At 52.0% G+C, this 14,854-nt stretch carries 16 protein-coding genes, 2 tRNA genes and 3 rRNA genes; 4 read left to right on the top strand and 17 right to left on the bottom strand.

Annotated elements, in window-relative coordinates; all coding sequences use genetic code 11:
- Positions 1 to 86: 86 nt before the first annotated feature.
- From KNP78_RS11400 to KNP78_RS11385, 4 genes are all read right to left on the bottom strand, one after another.
- Complete coding sequence (locus KNP78_RS11400) at positions 87 to 2,726, bottom strand: hypothetical protein (RefSeq protein ID WP_214824360.1); 2,640 nt, start codon at positions 2,724 to 2,726, stop codon at positions 87 to 89.
- A 141-nt stretch (positions 2,727 to 2,867) separates the two neighbouring features.
- The gene (gene tatC, locus KNP78_RS11395) at positions 2,868 to 3,656 is read right to left on the bottom strand and encodes a twin-arginine translocase subunit TatC (RefSeq protein WP_034781413.1); all 789 of its coding nucleotides are present in this window, start codon (positions 3,654 to 3,656) and stop codon (positions 2,868 to 2,870) included.
- A gap of 3 nt (positions 3,657 to 3,659) precedes the next feature.
- A complete protein-coding gene (locus KNP78_RS11390) occupies positions 3,660 to 3,878 on the bottom strand; it encodes a twin-arginine translocase TatA/TatE family subunit (protein WP_034781411.1) in 219 nt (72 codons plus the stop codon).
- On the bottom strand, positions 3,878 to 4,534 hold the full coding sequence (locus KNP78_RS11385; protein ID WP_029596207.1) for a redox-sensing transcriptional repressor Rex: 657 nt from the start codon (positions 4,532 to 4,534) through the stop codon (positions 3,878 to 3,880). The genes KNP78_RS11390 and KNP78_RS11385 overlap by 1 nt, the downstream gene beginning before the upstream one ends.
- A 149-nt stretch (positions 4,535 to 4,683) precedes the next feature.
- Here KNP78_RS11385 and KNP78_RS11380 point away from each other — a divergent pair, with 149 nt between their 5' ends.
- Positions 4,684 to 6,585, top strand: coding sequence for an ABC-F family ATP-binding cassette domain-containing protein (locus KNP78_RS11380; RefSeq protein WP_214824357.1), 1,902 nt, complete (start codon positions 4,684 to 4,686; stop codon positions 6,583 to 6,585).
- Positions 6,582 to 6,989, top strand: coding sequence for a hypothetical protein (locus KNP78_RS11375; protein ID WP_034781408.1), 408 nt, complete (start codon positions 6,582 to 6,584; stop codon positions 6,987 to 6,989). The genes KNP78_RS11380 and KNP78_RS11375 overlap by 4 nt, the downstream gene beginning before the upstream one ends.
- Before the next feature lie 50 nt (positions 6,990 to 7,039).
- On the opposite strand, the gene KNP78_RS11370 is transcribed toward KNP78_RS11375, so the two are convergent.
- The 7 genes from KNP78_RS11370 to KNP78_RS11340 form a co-directional block, all read right to left on the bottom strand.
- Entirely contained in the window at positions 7,040 to 7,606 is a 567-nt protein-coding gene (locus tag KNP78_RS11370; RefSeq protein WP_214824354.1) for a hypothetical protein, read from the bottom strand.
- A 14-nt stretch (positions 7,607 to 7,620) separates the two neighbouring features.
- Entirely contained in the window at positions 7,621 to 8,643 is a 1,023-nt protein-coding gene (gene tsaD / locus KNP78_RS11365) for a tRNA (adenosine(37)-N6)-threonylcarbamoyltransferase complex transferase subunit TsaD (protein WP_214824351.1), read from the bottom strand.
- The gene (rimI, locus tag KNP78_RS11360) at positions 8,615 to 9,100 is read right to left on the bottom strand and encodes a ribosomal protein S18-alanine N-acetyltransferase (protein ID WP_214824340.1); all 486 of its coding nucleotides are present in this window, start codon (positions 9,098 to 9,100) and stop codon (positions 8,615 to 8,617) included. Before rimI ends, tsaD begins: the two co-directional genes overlap by 29 nt.
- Complete coding sequence (gene tsaB / locus KNP78_RS11355; protein ID WP_214824331.1) at positions 9,093 to 9,749, bottom strand: tRNA (adenosine(37)-N6)-threonylcarbamoyltransferase complex dimerization subunit type 1 TsaB; 657 nt, start codon at positions 9,747 to 9,749, stop codon at positions 9,093 to 9,095. The genes rimI and tsaB overlap by 8 nt, the downstream gene beginning before the upstream one ends.
- Positions 9,746 to 10,195 (bottom strand): tRNA (adenosine(37)-N6)-threonylcarbamoyltransferase complex ATPase subunit type 1 TsaE, encoded by a 450-nt coding sequence (gene tsaE, locus KNP78_RS11350; RefSeq protein ID WP_214824329.1) that lies wholly within the window; start codon positions 10,193 to 10,195, stop codon positions 9,746 to 9,748. The genes tsaB and tsaE overlap by 4 nt, the downstream gene beginning before the upstream one ends.
- Before the next feature lie 105 nt (positions 10,196 to 10,300).
- Positions 10,301 to 10,377 (bottom strand) — tRNA-Met (locus tag KNP78_RS11345).
- Between the two features lie 25 nt (positions 10,378 to 10,402).
- A tRNA-Met gene (locus tag KNP78_RS11340) sits at positions 10,403 to 10,479 on the bottom strand.
- 139 nt (positions 10,480 to 10,618) lie between these two features.
- Here KNP78_RS11340 and KNP78_RS11335 point away from each other — a divergent pair.
- Entirely contained in the window at positions 10,619 to 11,398 is a 780-nt protein-coding gene (locus tag KNP78_RS11335) for a sporulation protein (protein WP_214824317.1), read from the top strand.
- Here KNP78_RS11335 and KNP78_RS11330 read toward each other — a convergent pair.
- The gene (locus KNP78_RS11330) at positions 11,393 to 12,040 is read right to left on the bottom strand and encodes a uridine kinase family protein (RefSeq protein ID WP_214824314.1); all 648 of its coding nucleotides are present in this window, start codon (positions 12,038 to 12,040) and stop codon (positions 11,393 to 11,395) included. The two genes, KNP78_RS11335 and KNP78_RS11330, sit on opposite strands and share 6 nt — an antisense overlap.
- A 51-nt stretch (positions 12,041 to 12,091) precedes the next feature.
- On the opposite strand from KNP78_RS11330, the gene KNP78_RS11325 reads away from it, so the two are divergent.
- Positions 12,092 to 12,469, top strand: coding sequence for an HIT family protein (locus KNP78_RS11325; RefSeq protein ID WP_214824310.1), 378 nt, complete (start codon positions 12,092 to 12,094; stop codon positions 12,467 to 12,469).
- Positions 12,470 to 12,478: 9 nt separating this feature from the next.
- On the opposite strand, the gene KNP78_RS11320 is transcribed toward KNP78_RS11325, so the two are convergent.
- The 5 genes from KNP78_RS11320 to KNP78_RS11300 form a co-directional block, all read right to left on the bottom strand.
- Positions 12,479 to 13,417, bottom strand: a complete 939-nt coding sequence (locus tag KNP78_RS11320) for a coiled-coil domain-containing protein (protein ID WP_214824306.1) — start codon at positions 13,415 to 13,417, stop codon at positions 12,479 to 12,481.
- Positions 13,410 to 14,282 carry a GNAT family N-acetyltransferase gene (locus KNP78_RS11315; RefSeq protein WP_214824304.1) on the bottom strand — a complete coding sequence of 291 codons (873 nt, stop codon included), beginning with the start codon at positions 14,280 to 14,282 and terminating at the stop codon, positions 13,410 to 13,412. The genes KNP78_RS11320 and KNP78_RS11315 overlap by 8 nt, the downstream gene beginning before the upstream one ends.
- Before the next feature lie 109 nt (positions 14,283 to 14,391).
- A 5S ribosomal RNA gene (rrf, locus tag KNP78_RS11310) occupies positions 14,392 to 14,507 on the bottom strand.
- A gap of 91 nt (positions 14,508 to 14,598) precedes the next feature.
- Positions 14,599 to 14,714: ribosomal RNA gene (gene rrf / locus KNP78_RS11305) — 5S ribosomal RNA — on the bottom strand.
- 57 nt (positions 14,715 to 14,771) lie between these two features.
- Positions 14,772 to 14,854, bottom strand: a 23S ribosomal RNA gene (locus KNP78_RS11300); the annotation flags it as partial.

Genomic DNA, 14,854 nt, shown 5'->3' with positions numbered 1-14,854 from the left:
GTTCGATTGGCTCCATCGTATCACGTCCTCCCCCTGTTCCCCATCTCTAAAAAAAGCCATCCGCATCATCGCGAATGGCTTCTCAGTTAACGAACATAAATCGTCTTCGTCACGCTTCGGCCTTTTGGCGTCACGAGACGGAGTGTCAATTTCGTTCCTTTCTTTTGTGGGGTGAAACTGAGCGTTGTCGACGTCGACGTCACCGTCTTCTTCGCGAGCACCGTCGACCCCCGCGTGAGCGTCAATGTGCCGTACCCGACGTTCGATGTCACCTTCAGTGTCTTCGATGTGCTTGATGGAATCGTCGTCACGAGCGTCGGTGTCGGTCCAGTCGTCACCTTCACCGTCTGCACATGTCGGAACGTCCCGCTTTGGTTCGTCAACGAGAGCGTCGCATTGACCGGTTGCCGCGTGAAGCGGAGCGTCACACGTCCGGTGCTGCTCGCTTTTGCTGTGGCGAGCACCGTCGACCCTTTTTTCAACGTGACCGTGCTATTCGGGATCACGTACCCGACCCAGAGTGACTTCTCATCATTAATCGAGAGCGTCGACAGCGACGTTTTCGGCAACTGAATCGAGACGTCACGCGATTTCGAGCCGACCGATGCTTTGACGCGAACACGATCCCCCGGTTTGGCGGGGACGGTGTAACGTGTCGTCGATAGGCGTTTGGCCGAGACGAGTTTGTCATTTACATAGAAGCGCACTGTCGCCGTGCTCGTCTTTTTGATTGAGAGTGTCGCTTGTGTCTTTGTCATCAACGTGTCCGTCACACTGAGCGTCGGAGTGAACGCACGGACCGTCTTTGTGAGTTCATACGTCGCATCGCCGCTCGAACGTGTGACGAGAATGACATCCCCTTCTTTCAATGGGGTATCGAACGTGTACGGCATGACGCGTGTTGTCGCCACATGCGTACCGTTTCGATAGATGCGATAAGCCTGATCGGTACTCGATGTGATGTTGATGGATTTGTCATACATTAACGGTGTCCGAGTCCACGAAAAGACAGGCGGTTCCACTCTTGTCTCCACGGTTGTGAGCCGGAACGCTGAAGCGGGTGCTTCTTTTAATTTGAAGTAGACTTTTGTTCCGATGTCTACAGGCATCGTATTAAACTCTTTAATCGAAATGAGTCCGTCTTCATCTGCCTGCTCATTCGAAATTTCGTAGTATTTCCCACTGCGAATCAACACATCCACTGCGGCGTTCGGCGTCGTTTTCAATGTGACACCTGAAGTGACCGTTTTCGTCAGAACCGAGATACCATTTGATGAAGTATCGTCACTTTCTTTGACCGTCTGAAGTTCAATCGGATCGGCGTAAACACCTGACCCACTACCGATTTTCACAGTCACACGCGATCCAGGTGTGAACCACCGCGCCGGTTGCCACGTATAGCGACCCGACTCATCCGATTGGACCGTCGCCGATTGATAGTTCAACAATGAATCCGATGAGTTCGATTGATACAAGTTTTTCGTCACACTGACAAACACCGGCGTGTTCGGTGCCGTCTTCCCGCTGATCGGGCCTAAGACACCGGTTGGCGGGTCGAGCGTGAGCGGCACATAGTTCGATGCCCATAAGTCTAACCGGCGCTCAAAATCGTTCCACTTAAAAATCATGTCATACGACTCATTCGTCTGTAACGTCAGTTTCCCTTGCTCCCAAACGAACGGGTCGTCTTGATGGGCTAAACGTGCCGTCAGCTCAGTCGCTGGAATCGGTAAGGCCGTACCATCGACGAGCGTGGCCGTTCCGTTGACGTCATATGGACGACCTACCTCATAGCGATTCGTCGTTTTCGGCACATTGACATTCAGTTGCCATGGTGCTTTCCATAAAGACTCCGGTGTGTACACTTCCGTCTTCTTCATACCAAAAACGTACCAAGGACCGTGTTGTCGAATGTCAGCGTCATCAATCGGTGCCTCTTTCCACTCATTCGTGCTGACGTTATAACTGACATAGAATGTCGTATACATTTCTCGCGTCATGAAGTAGTAGGTGCCGTCTTTCCACGTAAGGTTACTTATGTTTGGCGCATCTTTCTCAATCCATCGTTTCGTCGCCAAATCGAAAATAAACATGTGCTCCGAGTCATCATTTTTGATCACGAACCATTGATTCGCTTCTTTCATGTGACGGGCCCACCTCACCTGTCCTGAATAGGAACTGATTGTCTCAAGCACCTCTCCTGTCACCGTCCGCTTCGTCACTTGACCGTCGGCGAACGCGAGGACGTTCCCATCATCGAGCAGACTGTATACCTGATCGCTGCCTTTCGTGAGCGATCCGAGAATATCACCTGACATCGATGTGATAATATACTTTTCGTCATCAGCCCATAACATCATTCCTGTTGTTACATTCGTTGAGACGAGTCGATTCTCACTTCCTGCTTCGATTGGGAATGTCGTCGCTTCATTCGTACGTATATCCCACATCACCCACTCCGGCCATCCTTTTAACATAAATCGGCCGTCTCCGATGGCATACATATTATAAGCAGCAGACACGCGAATCGGTAACGTATATTCCTCACCGGTCTCAATGTGAACTAGCGTCTCCGGATCTCCCGAACGCCACACATACCCACTATCTCCTACGACTTCTCCTGCCGGAATGATTTCCGGTTTGGCATAGTCTTCTGCTCGGACTTCAACTCCCGGTGCTACCATCATGACGAGCACCACGAGCATGCTCCATAACCACTTGTTCATTACTCTCCTCATTTCTGTTTATGAATGCATAACTTTCAAAAATAATCCATTTTTTGATTTAACCCTCCTAATTTTAAGTTGTTTTTTCAAAATTGAATAGCCCTAAAATCAAAAAAAACACCACGTCGCATGACATGGTGTTTACTTCTCATTCATTTGTTTCATCAAATCCATCTGTTCTTTCACCATCGCCTCTTTCTCACGTCGGAGCACACCCCGGTACGTGATGCGTGAAATCGATAAACTGATCTCATACAAGAAGAAGAGCGGCAGTGACACCATGAGGTGCGACGTCAAATCCGGCGGCGTGATGAAGGCCGCGACGACGAACAAGGCGAAGTACGCATACTTCCGAATCGATGACAGGAAGTACGGCGTCACGACACCGATGCGCGTCAAGAACATCGTCACGACCGGCAACTGGAATAACAGTCCGAATGGGATGGTCAGTTGCAGCAAGAACGTGAAGTAGTTCGACGCCCCGATGATTTGCGTCAGACCAAGGTCTTGCCCGAGGTCCGTCGAGATATCGAGGACGAGCGGGAACAACCAATAGTAGGCAAACGCCAAACCGACGAGGAACAAGATAAAGATGATCGGAATATAAGCGAGCGTCGCTTTCCGCTCGTTCGGATGCAGACCAGGTGCGACAAACGCCCACAGTTGATACAGTAGAAACGGACCAGCCGCGACGAGCCCGATGACGAGCGCCAAATTCAAGTAAATCATGAGCGGGTCCGCGACCCCAAAGGCGTTCAATTCAAGGCCTCGTTCGACGAGGTCGGCCTGGAGATAGGCGAGCACATATTTGACACTCGGCAAAGCAATCAAAAAGAAGGCAAAGACGACAAATGCCGACAGCATCAGTCGTCTCCGCAGCTCTGTCAAGTGGTCGGACAGTGCCCGTTCTTGATCAGGTTGATGGCTCATCGCTTACTGCTCTTTCTTCTCAATTTCTTTCTTGTCTTTCTCGTCATGCTCGTTCATCATGCCACTCGTGGCGTTTTTGAACTCACGGAGCGTCTGTCCGGCGGCGCGTCCGAATTCAGGCAATTTCTTCGGCCCGAAGATGATGAGCGCGATAATCGCGATGACAAACAGACTTGCTCCGCCTGGAATACCGACGACGAGTGACGATAATAGTAATTCCATTATTGATGGACCCCCTCAGCAGATGGATAGTGTTGCATAAAGTAAATGAGCGACTGGAGTTCGATCGACAAGTCGATATGATGGACGCGGACCGTATCCGGCACAGTAAGCCTGGCCGGTGTAAAGTTCAAGATGCCTTTGATGCCGAAGCGGACCAAGTCATCCGCGACAGGCTGTGCATAGGCAGACGGCACCGTCAAAATGGCAACGTCAATCTTGTTTTGTTTCATGATCTGTTCCATCTCATCGACGTGATGAATCGGGACACCGGACATCGTCGTGCCGACTTTTGTCTCGTCTGCGTCGAACCCGACAACGATATGTGTGTTATTGTTTTTAAGGAAGTTATAGTTGACGAAAGCTGTCCCGAGATGACCAACCCCGACCAAGGCGACGTTCGTAATCTCGTCCTGATTCAGTGTCTTACGGAAAAAGTCTAACAGATACTGTACGTTATAGCCATATCCCTTTTTACCGAGCGCACCGAAGTACGAGAAATCGCGACGGATTGTGGCCGAATCGACCTTGACCGCCTCACTCAGTTCAGCAGAAGAGACACGCTGTTTTCCTGATGAATGCAGGCTTTGGATAAACCGATAGTATAGTGGCAACCGTTTGGCTGTCGCTTGCGGAATCTTTGGTTCGTTTTGACTCAACGGAAAGAGCCTCCTTTTTACGACGCGTTTCAAACGAATCTAATTTCATACACCTTGATTGTAAACGAATTCACATAACCACTCAACGAATATACCTGAAAAGACTAAAAAATACAGTATACTAAATAGAGAGAAAGGGGTTTTTTCACTTGATCCTACTGCAAGTCAATAACTTATCGAAATCATTCGGCGTCGAGCCGATTTTAGAGAACGTCAAACTCGAAATCCAAGAAGGCGAACGCGTCGCCCTCGTCGGCCGGAACGGCGCCGGCAAGTCGACACTGCTCAAAGTCATCGCCGGGGAATACAACTATGACTCGGGCGATATCATGAAACCGAAAGACGTGACGATCGGCTATCTCGCCCAAGATTCAGGACTTGAATCGAACGAGACGATTTGGAACGAGATGCTCACCGTCTTCACCGATTTAATTGAACAGGAAAAAACGCTCCGCCGCATGGAACAAGACATGGGCAGCGAGCGCATCTTGAACGACCCGGCCGCCTATGAGCGCCTGCTGTCGTCTTACGATGAAGAACAGCATACGTTCAAAGACCGCGGCGGCTATCAATACGAGGCGACGATCCGCTCCGTCCTTCACGGAATGCGCTTTTATCCGGACGACTTCGAGCGCCGCATCGATACGCTCTCCGGTGGACAACGGACCCGCCTCGCCCTCGCGAAGATGCTGCTCCAAAGTCCAGACCTGCTCATCCTGGATGAGCCGACGAACCACTTGGACATCGAGACGCTCGGTTGGCTCGAGAAGTATTTGAGCGGCTATAAAGGCGCCGTCCTCATCGTCTCCCACGACCGCTACTTCCTCGACCGCGTCGTCTCGGTCGTCTATGAGTTGTCGCGTCACCGGAGCCGTCGCTTCGTCGGCAATTATACGAAGTATCTCGAGCAGAAGGCCGCGATCTATGAGCAAGAAAAGAAACAGTTCGAATCACAGCAAGAAGAGATCGCCAAGATGCAGGACTTCATCCAGCGCAACATCGCCCGGGCGACGACGACGAAGCGGGCCCAGAGTGTCCGCAAGCGTCTCGAGAAAGTCGATCGAATGGAAGCGCCGGACGGTGATGAGCGTAGTGCCGTCCTCTCGTTCTCGATTAAGCGCCAAAGCGGGAACGACGTGTTGAGCGGCAGCGACCTCGCCATCGGCTATGAGGAACCGATCGCCCAAAATCTCCGCTTCCAACTGCAACGCGGCGAATCGGTCGCCCTCGTCGGCCCGAACGGGGTCGGCAAATCGACGCTCTTGAAAGTGTTGACGAAACAACAGCCGGCCCTTACCGGTGACATCCGCTACGGCACCGGCGTCGAGATCGGCTACTACGACCAGGAGCAACAGAACTTGTCAGACGCCAACCGCGTCATCGACGAGATTTGGAACGACTGGCCGCTCATGCGCGAACAAGAAGTTCGCAGCCTGCTTGGTCAGTTCCTGTTCAGCGGTGACGACGTCATGAAACGTGTCCACGAATTGTCGGGTGGAGAGCGGGCCCGTTTGACGCTCGCCAAGTTGAAGCTCGAGCAACCGAACTTGCTCATCTTGGATGAGCCGACGAACCACTTGGACCTCGACTCGAAGATGATCCTCGAGAACGCCCTCGTCGACTACCCGGGCACGATCTTGTTCGTGTCACACGACCGTTACTTCATCGACCGGCTCGCGACGCGCGTCTTAGAGATCACGCCGAACGGCATCGACGAATACCTCGGTGATTACTCGTACTACGTCGAGAAGAAAGAAGAACTCGAAGAACTGGCCCGACTCGCTCGTGAAGAGACGAAACAAGTCATCGTCAAAAAACAGCGCGCCGACAAGGAACAGCAACGTGAGGAGCGCCGGATGAAACAACGAATCGAGGAGATTGAGCTCACGATCGAGCAACACGAGGCCCGGCTCGAGGAAATCGAGCAGCTGTTGTGTGAACCGGACGTCTTCAACGACTTCGCCCGGGCACAGGAACTGTCGACCGAGTCCGATGCGACGAAAGAATCGATCACGGCGTTGTATGCAGAATGGGAGGAGCTCCATTCATGATGCGATTCCGTGCGATGCGAATCGAGTGGATGCACGCCTTCCTGACTGGTCTCGCCTACATCGTGCCGACCGGGACGGAGTACGTATCCGAACTGATTCGTGGGGAACCGACCGTCGTCCCGTCGTTCCTGTTTTATTTCCTGCCGGTCGTCATCGGCTTCATCATCCAGACGTGGAGCGGGATTGTCATCAGCTTGTTGAGCGGTCTGCTCATGAGCACGCTCTTTATCCGCCTTGTCGTCTGGCCGGTCGATGTGACCGTGCACAGCTTTTACACGCCCGGCTCGGTATGGGGGCACTTCTATCAGTCGACGCTCCTCATGTGGGTGCTCGCCTTGATCGTCTATGTCGTGAGCCGAGTGAATATGTGGTATAAACAAAAGAAACATCATCCAGAAGTATAAAAACAGGGAAGCCGCTCTCCATTGTGGAGGTCAGCTTCCCTGTTTTACGTTTAGAAATAACGCAGCGGTTGGAACCCGCGCGTGTGGAAGTCGAGCTTGATGCCGTCTTCCGTGATGAAGAACACGTACTCGTTCGTATCGACGTCACGGACGAACACTTTGTAGAATGTGAGCTCCTCTTCGTCGTTCGTCACATATTTTGCCTCATGCGTCGAGATGACTTGGGCGAACAATTGCTCTTCGTCAAACTCGTTGACGATGTCCTCGAACTTCGCCGCCTCTTCTTCGGTCGCTTCTCGTCCCGGTGCGATTTGATAATACGCATCGCTCGCTTTCGGCTGAACGCCGAGGTTGCGGTCGACGACGATGACGCTTTCGATGTCTTGGTCGTCTAGGCTCTTATAGCCATACAACGTCTCGACGAGCGTGTTCTCACCCGTGACCCGGCCGATACCTTCGAGCGATTCCGCTCCCGTGAGCGACCGGACGCGTGTCGCTTCCGGAACGATTTCTTCTTGATAGGCGATATTATAAGCGCGGATGATCTCCCGTACTTGCAAAAACGTCGCGACGACGAGCAGTACGACGAGACCTCCAATGATTATGCGTTTCATCATCTGTATATTTCCCCCTAGACTGTCATGCTCTCTTCTAAGGATAACCCAGGAACCGCATTCATCGCCAGTGTATCGCGCTTTCCGCGCACATACGCGTGATGTGCCGCGACTCCAATCATACCGGCGTTGTCTCCGCATAGATCAAGTGGTGGGATGACGAGGCGGATGCCTTCGCGGTCCGTCGCTTCTTTGAGCGCAGCGCGGAGTCCACGGTTGGCTGCGACGCCACCTGCGACGAGCAATTGCTTCGCTCCTTTTTCTTTCACGGCACGAATCGCTTTCTCGACGAGCACTTCGACGACACTCGCTTGGAAACTGGCCGCCAAGTTTTCAGGGATGACCGTCTCCCCGCGCTGTTCAGCGTTGTGGACGGCGTTGATGACCGACGACTTGAGCCCGCTGAAGCTGAAATCGAAACTTCCCGCTTCAAGCCGAACCCGTGGGAACTTGTAAGTGTCTTCCCCATCGGCTGCGAGACGGTCGATGGCAGGTCCACCTGGGTAAGGAAGGCTGAGCGTCCGTGCGACTTTGTCATACGCTTCTCCGGCCGCATCGTCACGTGTCTCCCCAATGACTTCGAACATACCGTGCTCGGGCATATAGACGAGCTCCGTATGGCCGCCCGAGACGACGAGACAGACGAGTGGGAACTCCATCTCTTCGACGAGTTCGTTCGCATAGATGTGTCCGGCGATATGATGGACACCGATGAGTGGTTTACTGTGGGCGAACGCGAGCGCTTTGGCCGCACTGATGCCGACGAGGAGTGCCCCGACGAGACCCGGCCCTTGCGTGACCGCGACGGCATCGACGTCTTGCATCGTCACACCGGCTTCACTAAGGGCGTCATCGATGACGTACGTGATCCGTTCGACGTGATGGCGCGAGGCGACCTCCGGGACGACTCCGCCAAACCGTTTATGACTTTCAATTTGCGACGAGACGACGTTCGACAAGAGCGTCTTGCCGTCACGCACGAGCGCGACGGACGTCTCATCACAGCTCGACTCAATCGCGAGGATGAGCGATGTGTCCATCTGTTTCACTTCCTAACTTCGCCCAGTAAATATAGGCGTCTTCATTATTGTCTTGATAGTAGCGTTTCCGGCGTCCGGCATTTTCAAAACCGAACTGTTCATACAACTTTTGGGCGCCGATGTTCGAGACGCGCACTTCGAGCGTGAGCGCCGCGAGTGACTTCGAGCGGGCGAATTCAACGAGTTTCGTCAGGAGAAGATTGCCGATGCCTTGCCCACGATATTCCGGTAAGACGGCGATGTTCGTGATGTGCCCCTCGTCTACGATTTGCCAAACCCCGACGAAGCCGACCACGCGTCGTTCATGCACAGCGACGAAATAGATCGCTTGGTCATTGCGGAGCATCTCGTTCATGAACGCTTCTTTCGTCCACGGAATAGCGAACGAGGCCTCCTCGACTTTGGTCACTTCTTCGACGTCGAGCCATGTCATGCGCCGGATTTTAATGTCAGCCATTGTTTTGTCCCTCGAGCCATTTCGCTTCCGCCTCAGCGAGACGAAGATACTCGGGCTCAAACGCATGAACATCGTCCGTGACGTCACCTAACGCGACGAGATCGCTCGCCCGGCCATAGCTATGCGCGGCCGGTGCTTCGGTATAGTCGTAAGACGCGAGTACGTCACGGAACGGCTCGACATCACCGACGACGACGAATGGTCCTGTGATGGTAGCTTCAAGCCAAGCAGCGACCGAAGCATGACGGTCGGGTGTGACGGCCTCGTTCTGCTGATAGTGACCGATATACGCATTGCCACGACGGGCGTCGATGAGCGCGACGACGGGGAGCTCCGTATTCGGGGCCGCCGCCATGAGACGGAGCGCCGAGACCCCGACGAGCGGGATTTGAAGCGTGTAGGCGAGCGTCTTCGCGGTCGTGACACCGATGCGGATACCCGTATAAGATCCCGGACCTGTCGTCACGACGATGCGTTCGAGTTCGGTCGGTGTCCATTTGACCGCATTCATCAATTGTTCGATCATCGGCATGAGCGTGACGGCATGATTTTTCGAGACCATGACTGTCGCCTCGGCTTGAATCTGTCCGTGCTCACTCAAGGCGACAGACAGACGTGTCGTCGACGTGTCAATCATGAGTTGTTTCATGCGAGCACCTCCTTCACGATTGCATCGTACGTGTCGCCGACGGGCGCGAACGTCAGTTGACGTTCCTCGTCCCCGACTCGCTCGATTGTGATGGCGAGCCGTTCCGTCGGAAGTGACGACTCGATCAAGTTCGACCATTCGACGATGGCGACACCATCACCGTTGATGTATTCCTCGAGGCCAATATCGTCCCCCGTGTCTTCGAGACGATAGACGTCCATATGATAGAGCGGCAAGCGCCCTTGGTATTGTTTCATGATGGTGAACGTCGGGCTGTTGACGTTACGCGTGACGCCGAGGCCTTTACCAAAGCCTTGGGTGAACGTCGTCTTGCCGGCACCGAGGTCGCCGTCCAACGTTATGACCGTTCCGGCTTTGACGAGCGTGGCGAGTTTTTCTGCCACCGCCTGCGTTTCGGCCGCAGAATGGGTAATCAATGTATACATGATGTTTCTCCTTTAGTGGTTCTAGCGATACGTACTCATTGTACACTCAATTTTGCGCAAAAAAAAACACGAAACGTCATCGTTTCGCTATCTCATTTAAAAAATTGGTTGCGGGGGCTGGATTTGAACCAACGACCTTCGGGTTATGAGCCCGACGAGCTACCAGACTGCTCCACCCCGCGACGACATATGAAATTAAATAAAAATTGGTTGCGGGGGCCGGATTTGAACCGACGACCTTCGGGTTATGAGCCCGACGAGCTACCAGACTGCTCCACCCCGCGATGGTTTGAATTGTTTCGACATCCTCTATAATAAGTGAAGTAGTTATAAAATGCAACCTTTTTCTAAATGTTTTTTGAGAATTGGAATCGGGAACATGATAAGGAGTGTAACTTACTAGAGAAAAGGGGCGCGACCGTCATGTCGAAATGGGGTAATCGCTTTAAAAAATGGTTCTTTTCCGAACTGGATGCATCCGTCTATTTTCACACCGTACCGTTTCTCCCGAACGAAACCGTCCATGGAACGTTACGTGTGTCGAACACCACTTCACATGTCGTGCGACTGCAGGAGTTGACGCTTAACTTTTTGACGACTTTCAAAGACATCACGCTCGAAGGGAATGAGTTCAACCGCGAGGCTGATCTTCAAGAAGTCCCAATCCCTCTATCGGTCGTCCTCGAACCAGGTACTGAAGGGCATATCCCGTTCACGTTTGATTTAACGATGTATGCCCCGTCGACAGCGGGCGCTCCGTATAGTGTGGAAGCGACCGTCTGGGACACGGACGGCAAACGGATTTGGTTCGATGTTGTCGAGAATGTCGAAGTCGAACCGCTCCCCGCTTTGAAACGCTTGTTAGAGGCGACCGAACATGCAGGTCTCGAGCTCATGTTCGTCCGCAACGTCATCGACCCGCTCGGAGAAGAACGGCCGTATCCATTCGTCGAGAAGTATGGGTTTAAGCCGGTCGGCGACTGGGCCGACGAGTTCGAAGTCGTCAAATCGTTCTGGCGCATCGATGAGGATGGGGTCGACGTCTATTACTGGCTCGACAACATCGAGAAGCAACGCACACTTGAATCGATTGCGAACGACGTCACGTTACGCCATCGCTCGCTTACGTGGGACCAACTCGAGCGCGAACAAGATCGGCTCGGGCTCGGGATCCAAGAAACGTTACGCAGCCACCGCTCATGATGAGCGGTTTTTTTGTGGGCTCCGCTCAATCGTCCAAACATTATCGCTTGTCGAGACGACCGTCTGGAACTTCTCACGATGCGGATGCATGAACAGTTCATATTGAAACCGACGCTCGTCGTGCGAGGCTTTCAAGTAGCCCAGGTCCATCCCACGCTCTTGGATGTCCCGGACAGAACGACGGGCGAACTCAGTCTCGCTATCCGTATACAAATAGACCGATACATCGAAATAGTGAGGTTCGAGGAAGGCGACACTCATCCCTTCAATGATAGTGATTCGTTTTGCTGGATCGATCCAAGTCCGTTCGAGATACGGGACGTCGATCGTATAAAAGCCGATGCCTTCTCGTACCATCCGGACATCACGCTCGAGTGACAGTAAGTGGTGCGCGGAAGGATGACAGGCCGTCATCTTGTAGTGATGCGTTTGACCGTCGACCATATAGTCGATCATAGCACTCTTCCGTAACATCGAATCCGTGATGTAAGGGTCGGTATTGATATAGTTCACATCCCCGAGACGCGCACTTAAAGCATCAGCGAACGTCGTCTTGCCGGCACCTCCGTGTCCCGAAATCCCGATGACCGTATGTCTTTTTTGCCCGACTTCGTCGACGATATAATCGATCAAATCATTCATTTGAATCCCCCTTTTGGTACACTTCATATAGAAAGGAAGTGTACCAATCCGATGGCCACTTGTCCATTTTGTCATCCACAGCTTGATCCATCACAACGAATCGTTGCCGAGAACGAGACATGCTACTTTTTAATGCATGATCGTGAACAGGACGTGCTCGTCGGTTCAGGCGTCATCGTACCGAAACAACACCGAGCGACGACGTTCGATCTCACGCCTTTCGAATGGCATGATACATACACACTGCTCCACGAAGCGAAGGTGTTCCTCGAAGAGACGTATGGCCCTGACGGCTATACGCTTGGTTGGAACGTCGGGACCGCTTCAAACCAGACCGTGTCCCACGCGCACTTGCATGTCATCCCGCGTTACACGGCAGGTCCCCATGCCGGGAAAGGGTTGCGCCATTGGTTGAAACGACCAGAATGACCAAACAGCTCACCGCGTAAGGATGAGCTGTTTTCGTTTCGCTTCTATTTCTTCGAGTTGTCGCTCCAAACGTTCGACTTCTCTTGTCATTTTCTCGATCAGTTTAGCGATTTCACGATCGAGCCCGTTCACTTTATCCAGTGAATCGTTGATTCGTCCATGCATCGTCCATTCCGAGAAAATATCGTCGAGGAAATAGTCAGCGAACTGGATCAGTGATCCGCGTTCAATCTGTAATCCGCTGACGACGCCTTTCACATCAACCAACTCCCGCGAGAATCGCTCAAGTGCGGCTTGAAGTTCATGCATCTTCCGCTCCGAGGCATCGATGGCATCATGTTTCATCGCTGTCGCAATCAAGCCCCCTCCAAAGAACGTATCATACGTCGACCAGCCTTTTGCACTGTCGAGATGTTTCAGTGTTCTTGAAATGGCAGTCCGCGCTGTATGTCCAGCACTAATGGCTTCTTTATACTCAATGAGCACCTCATTCGTTTCCACTTGCTGCTTCGTGAGCCGATATAGTGTTTCCTTAACTTCAGGATCCTGCTTCAAGTGGGCTTCTTTCTCTTTTACGAACGTTTCCCACTCTGCGTCAATCCCGTTATACGTCTCAAAGGTTTCATATAAATCACGACGTTCAAGCCCTAACTCATCGACCATTGCCTCGTGTTCTCGTAACTTCAATTCGGCCCGGGCCGCCTCTTCTAATTCAATCGTTTTTTGTTCGTTGAATGTTCCCCTTAGTTTACGCCATGCGTTGACGAGCGAGAATGAATCCAAGTCATAGACATCGCGCTGTTCTTTCGTAAACGAATTGAGAAGTTGCTTTCGTACAGCTTCATGTTCGGCAATTTGCTTGTCGAGTGTTTTTAATTTCCGGGCGAGTCGGTCCCGTTCTGCCATCTGTTGTTGTAAGTCGTGTTGGGTTTGGTAGAGATCACTCATAACGTTTCATTCCTCCAGTTTCTTTTCGATAATGTTCTAACAGGTCTTTGACGTGTACCCCATCAATTGTTAAGCCGTCAATCGATGAATCCTCGATCTGGACCCCATCAAGCCGACAGTTTTTCATAATCGTGTTCGTCAGGTTTGTATGGAAAAACGTCGTCGGCCGTCCTGACTCGTACATGGTGACGAATCGATATTGTGAGCCGGAAAGATTCAAGTCGTCGAACTCGGTTTCTCTGAAGTTAATATTGCGGAATTGGCTCCTCGTGAAATTACAATTGCTGGCCCGTAGTTCTGAGACGTTACTATTCGTGATGGCGATTTGACTCGCATCCATTCCATACGCTTGAGCACCTTTGATGGAGCGCTCTTCATATCGCAATGTGATTGCTTCATCTACGGGTTGCTTTACTCGTTTGACGAAACAGACCTCTTCGCTTGATTCGAAGACGGATTGGTAACCGACTGCCCGATAAAATGCCACATTGTAGGGTTGGGCTGCTGATGTCTCCAACTCCCAAATTCGTACAGTCGGATGAAGCTTCTCGATTGACTGTAGTACCCGTTTTCCAATCCCTTTACCTTGTCTGTATGGATGAATAAAGATGCGGTCAATCCGTCCGTAATCTTTCCCTGTCAACGTCACGACGGCTCCCCCGACGACTTGTCCTTCATGTTCGATGACATAACACATCAATTGTTCAATCAAATACAGGCTCATCGCCTCGTCATCATAACCCGGTGGTTCAATATTTAAGTCCCGATATGGTAATCGGAGACGATCTGCCTCTTGTTTAAAACTCGCTCGTGAAACCTCAGTGAACGCCTTGTAGTCTGAGACTGTCGCTTCACGGATTTGCATACTTGACTCCCCCTCTTCTGTCTCTTCATACGAGAAGATTAGATGAAAAGTTTCAAAGGAAACGACAAAAAAGGACGACCAAGCATCTGCTTGATCGTCCTTCGCGTTGGCCTAGCAACGTCCTATCCTCACAGGGGGAGACCCCCAACTACTTTCGGCGCTGAAGTACTTAACTTCCGTGTTCGGCATGGGAACGGGTGTGACCACTTCGCTATCGCCACTAGACAATTATTATATTAGCATTATATATCCCATTCGTCAACACTTTTATGAAAAAAAGAACGACCAAGCGGATGCTTGATCGTCCTTCGCGTTGGCCTGGCAACGTCCTATCCTCACAGGGGGAGACCCCCAACTACTTTCGGCGCTGAAGCGCTTAACTTCCGTGTTCGGCATGGGAACGGGTGTGACCACTTCGCCATCGCCACCAGACAAGAGAGATCGTTCTCTCAAAACTGAAGACTCATCAATTCATACAAACCATTAGACTAGATCAAAGCCTCGACCGATTAGTATCATTCAGCTCCACACGTCGCCGTGCTTCCACCCATGACCTATCTACCTCATCGTCT

Source organism: Exiguobacterium sp. s28, from assembly GCF_018618135.1.
In the GTDB taxonomy this organism is placed as follows: domain Bacteria; phylum Bacillota; class Bacilli; order Exiguobacteriales; family Exiguobacteriaceae; genus Exiguobacterium; species Exiguobacterium mexicanum_A.
Note: the sequence above shows the minus strand (reverse complement) of the source record. Positions and strands in the feature narration are given on the sequence as shown.